Raw genomic sequence first — 4,310 nt, 5'->3', positions numbered from 1 at the left:
CTCGCCGAGCGGCTCCAGGGCGCCGGCCACCGCCTGGCCGACCGGCGCATCGTCACCGACGACCTCTACCGCGTCCGCGCCGAGGTGGCGGCCTGGATCGCCGATGACGCCGTCGAGGCGGTGCTCATCAACGGCGGCACGGGGCTGACCGGCCGCGATATCACCCCCGAGGCGATCCGGCCGCTTTTCGACCGCGAGATCGTCGGCTTCGGCGAGCTCTTCCGGCAGCGCTCCTACGAGGAGATCGGCCCGGCGACGATCCAGTCGCGGGCGCTCGCCGGGATCGCCAACGCCACCCTGGTCTTCGCCATGCCCGGCTCCACCGGCGCCTGCCGCACGGCCTGGGACGCCATCCTGGCCCACCAGCTCGACGCCCGCGGCGGGCCCTGCAACTTCGTCGCCCTGCTGCCGCGCATCCGCGAGCTGGGCGGCTAGGCCTTGGCGAGGGGCGGTGTAGGCGTTATCATTGTTCGCTCTTACCGCCCGTAGCTCAGCCGGATAGAGCGTCGGCCTCCGGAGCCGAAGGTCGCAGGTTCGAATCCTGCCGGGCGGGCCAGATCTCCCCGCGGCGCCGCTTGCAGCGGCGCCCGCCGCGGCACTGGCCTTGGCCGCGCAGCTACCCCACAGCTAGCCCTCCCGGCTGCCGAGGCAGGTGACCGTGATGCTGCGCCGGTGCCCGGCGCTGCGGTGCTCCCAGAGGTAGAGCCCCTGCCAGGTGCCGAGCCCCAGGCGCCCCCGGGTGATGGGCACGGTCAGGCCGCTGCCGGTGAGCACGCTGCGGATGTGCGCCGGCATGTCGTCCGGGCCCTCCATGTCGTGCTGGTAGTGCGGGTCGCCGTCGGGGACGGTGCGCGCCATGAACTGCTCGAGGTCGGCGCGCACGCTCGGGTCGGCGTTCTCGGTGAGGGTCAGCGAGGCGCTGGTGTGGTGGCAGAAGGCGTGGCAGAGGCCGGTGTGCAGCCCGGCCTCGGCGACGGCCTCGGCCACCTGCCGGGTGATCTCCGTGGTGCCGCGGCCCCGGGTCGCCACCGTCAGGCTGCGCTGGGCGATCTCCATACCCCCTCCTGGGCGCGAATGAAATCGAGTCGCAGGGCATTTCCCGCTGTCGGGCGATTATTATACCGTCTTGCGATCGGAGAGCGCCGCCCGTCGACTCGGACAAGGGGGAAGCATGGAGACCGCGACGAACATCCTCGAGGCCGTCAGCGCATTCGTCTGGGGCCCGGCCATGCTCGCGCTGCTGCTCGGCACCGGGCTCTACCTCACGGTGGGGCTGCGGGGGATGCCCATCCGCCGGCTCGGCTACGGCTTCCGGCGCCTGGCCAGCGGGCGGCGGGCCGACGAGACGCAGCGCGGCGATATCACCCCCTTCCAGGCCCTCGCCACCGCCCTCTCCGCGACCATCGGCACCGGCAACATCGCCGGCGTCGCCACGGCCATCACCCTCGGCGGGCCGGGCGCGGTGGTCTGGATGTGGCTGACCGCGCTGGTCGGCATGGCGACGAAGTACGCCGAGGCCGTCCTGGCCGTCCGCTACCGCGAGGTCGACGAGCGGGGCCGCTACGTCGGCGGGCCGATGTACTACATCAAGAACGGCCTCGGCGGCCGCTGGACGTGGCTCGGTGGCCTGTTCGCCGTCTTCGCCATGGTCGCCGCGCTGGGGATCGGCAATACGGTGCAGGCCAACGCCGTGGCCGACGTCCTCGAGTCCAACCTGGCCGTGCCGGTCTGGGCGACCGGGCTGCTCCTCGCCGCCCTGGTCTTCACCGTCATCATCGGCGGCGTCCGGCGCATCGCCCACCTGGCGGAGCGCCTCGTGCCCACCATGGCCGCCCTCTACATCGCCGGCGGCCTGGTCGTGGTGGCCCTGAACCTGCCGGCGGTGCCCGGGGCGCTGGGGCAGATCGTCGGTGACGCCTTCACGGGCACGGCGGCCACCGGCGGCTTCGCCGGCGCGGCGATCTGGGCGGCGGTCCGCTACGGCGTGGCCCGGGGGATCTTCTCCAACGAGGCCGGCCTCGGCTCGGCGCCCATCGCCCACGCCGCGGCGCGCACCGACGACCCCGTGCAGCAGGGGACGGTGGCGATGCTCGGGACCTTCATCGACACGATCATCGTCTGCACCGTCACCGCCCTGGTGATCGTGCTCACCGGCACCTGGACCAGCGGCGAGACGGGCGCCTCGCTGACGGCGGCCGCCTTCGGGGCGGGGGTGCCGGGCGGCAACTGGATCGTCACCATCGGCATGGTGGTCTTCGCCTTCACCACCATCGTCGCCTGGAGCTACTACGGCGAGCGCTGCGCCGAGTTCCTCTTCGGCGTGCGGGCGATCACCCCGTACCGCTACCTCTGGGTGGCCCTGCTCTTCGTCGGCGCCGTCGCCAAGCTCGGCATCGTCTGGACGATCGCCGACATCCTCAACGCCCTCATGGCGGTGCCGAACCTGATCGCCCTGCTGGCGCTGTCCGGGACCGTCTTCGCCGTGACCCGGCGCCACTTCGCCGGCGGGCAGGCCACGCCGGCGGGCCGGCCCCACTGAGGGGCGCCGGCCCCGCCGGGCGGGGCGGCTACTCGCCGCTGTCGCGCAGCATCAGCTGATCGCGCTGCTCCTCGTCGAGCAGCTCCATCACCTCGTTGCGCAGCCGGACCTGCTCGGCGAGCATCTCGCCGCGCTGCTCGGCCATGCGGTTGTGCAGCTCCTGGACGGCCTGCGGATCGGGCCGCTCGGCGGTGAGCATGCGGCGCATCTCATCGCGCATCCCGGCGAGCTCGGCGCCCCGCTCGGCCTGCATCCGGTACTGCTCGCGGCGCAGCTCGCGCAACTGCGCCATCTGCTGCTCGGAGAGGTCGAGGCGCCACATCGACCCCATGGGGCCGGCGCCGTAGCCCATGCCGCCGTCCATCCCGCCCGGGCAGCCGCCGGGGCCGTAGTACCCCATGCCGCCCCAGCCGCCGTCCATCATCCCGGGGGGCCCCATGCCTCCCTGCATCCCGCCGCCGGGGCCGGCGCCCTGGCCCCGCTGGGCGGCCGCGGTGCCGGGGAGGGCCAGCGCGGCGGCGAGCAGGGTGCAGAGGATCGGTTGCGTGCGCAGTCGCGGCGCTCTTCTGGCTCGGCTCATGGCTACCCCCTTGTGAAGGCCTCGGCTCGGGGCGGGGCGCTGCCCGTCGGCACCCTCGGCGGCCGCGCCGCCGGGGTCCGCCGGCCGGGGGCCCCGCCCAGCATATCCGCCCTTCACTATAGTAGGCGGCCGGGGGATAGCGGCGGCGCTGGCCTCAGCGCCGCGTGTCGTAGATCTGCCAGATGGCGATGGCGATGAGGGTGCCGAAGGTGAGCAGGAGCTTGCCGACAATCATGACGGTCGCGCCGTCCATCCGGGCCTCCCGCGAGCCGGGGCTCGCCTTGACGTGGGGGGGTGGCCGGGGCGCCCGAGGCTAGGGGGCGGCCGGCCCGTGGGTCGCAGTGCCAGTCTACCCCACTACGCGGGCCGTTGCTCGGCCAGCTCGATGAGCTCGGCGCGGCGGGCCTTGAGCCCCTCGCGGCGGGGCAGGGGGTGGAAGGCGGCTGGGCGCAGGTGCGGGCTGAGCCGCTCGCGCAGCCAGGCGTGGAGGGCCGTATCCGCCGGGATGGCGTCCCCTTCGAGGAAGGCCACCGGCCGCTGGCCGAGGTCCGGGTCGCTGCGGGGGACGACCACCGCCTCGCTGATCTCCGGGTGCTCGCGCAGGACGCGCTCGATGGCCTCGGGCTGGACGTTCTCGCCGCCGCTGACGAACTGGTTGTCCTTGCGCCCGAGCAGCTCGAGCCGGCCCGCCCGCCAGCGGCCCAGGTCCCGGGTGTGGAACCAGCCCGCCTCGTCGGTCGCCGGCCGGAGCCGCCCCTCGGCGAGGTAGCCGAGGAAGAGGGTCCCGCCGCGGACGAGGAGCTCGCCGTCGGCGCCGATGCGGCACTCGCGGTGGGGGAGCACCACGGCCTCGCCCGCCGGCGTGTGGGTGACCACCTGCGAGGCCATCTCGGTGAGCCCGTAGCTGACGCAGCACGGCAGCCCCTGCTGCGTGGCGCGGCTGAGCAGCTCCGGCGCCACGGGGCCGCCGCCGAGCAGGGCGCAGCGCAGCCGCTCCGGGATCGGCCGGCCGGCGTCGAGCAGCCGGCGCAGCTGCGTCTCGACCATGGAGACGTGGGTCACCCCGAGCCGCTCGAGGAAGTCGGCGTCCTCGGCCCGGCCGCCGAGGACCATGGCGGCGCCGCCCGTCAGGCAGCGCACGATGATCGCCAGGCCGCCGACGTGGTTCAGCGGCAGCGACAGCAGGTAGCG

Annotated in this window: 5 protein-coding genes and 1 tRNA gene; 3 read left to right on the top strand and 3 right to left on the bottom strand. The window is 74.1% G+C overall.

Annotation, left to right across the window (positions count from 1 at the left end; genetic code table 11):
- On the top strand, nucleotides 1-435 hold a 435-nt coding region (locus CKO13_RS10970; protein WP_200260888.1), incomplete at its 5' end, for a molybdenum cofactor synthesis domain-containing protein.
- A gap of 44 nt (nucleotides 436-479) precedes the next feature.
- Nucleotides 480-556 (top strand) — tRNA-Arg (locus CKO13_RS10965).
- A 71-nt stretch (nucleotides 557-627) separates the two neighbouring features.
- Here CKO13_RS10965 and CKO13_RS10960 read toward each other — a convergent pair.
- Nucleotides 628-1,056, bottom strand: a complete 429-nt coding sequence (locus tag CKO13_RS10960) for a secondary thiamine-phosphate synthase enzyme YjbQ (protein ID WP_200260884.1) — start codon at nucleotides 1,054-1,056, stop codon at nucleotides 628-630.
- Nucleotides 1,057-1,171: 115 nt separating this feature from the next.
- Here CKO13_RS10960 and CKO13_RS10955 point away from each other — a divergent pair, with 115 nt between their 5' ends.
- Complete coding sequence (locus CKO13_RS10955; RefSeq protein WP_200260881.1) at nucleotides 1,172-2,539, top strand: alanine/glycine:cation symporter family protein; 1,368 nt, start codon at nucleotides 1,172-1,174, stop codon at nucleotides 2,537-2,539.
- A gap of 28 nt (nucleotides 2,540-2,567) precedes the next feature.
- Here the strand turns inward: CKO13_RS10955 and CKO13_RS10950 are convergent, their stop codons facing one another.
- Together CKO13_RS10950 and CKO13_RS10945 are read right to left on the bottom strand one after the other, a co-directional pair.
- Nucleotides 2,568-3,119, bottom strand: a complete 552-nt coding sequence (locus tag CKO13_RS10950; protein WP_200260878.1) for a Spy/CpxP family protein refolding chaperone — start codon at nucleotides 3,117-3,119, stop codon at nucleotides 2,568-2,570.
- 357 nt (nucleotides 3,120-3,476) lie between these two features.
- Nucleotides 3,477-4,310: AMP-binding protein (locus CKO13_RS10945; RefSeq protein ID WP_200260875.1), on the bottom strand; the 834-nt coding region annotated here is incomplete at its 5' end.

The organism is Halorhodospira neutriphila (genome assembly GCF_016584055.1).
GTDB lineage: Bacteria > Pseudomonadota > Gammaproteobacteria > Nitrococcales > Halorhodospiraceae > Halorhodospira > Halorhodospira neutriphila.
This window is presented reverse-complemented; position numbering and strand designations above follow the sequence as displayed.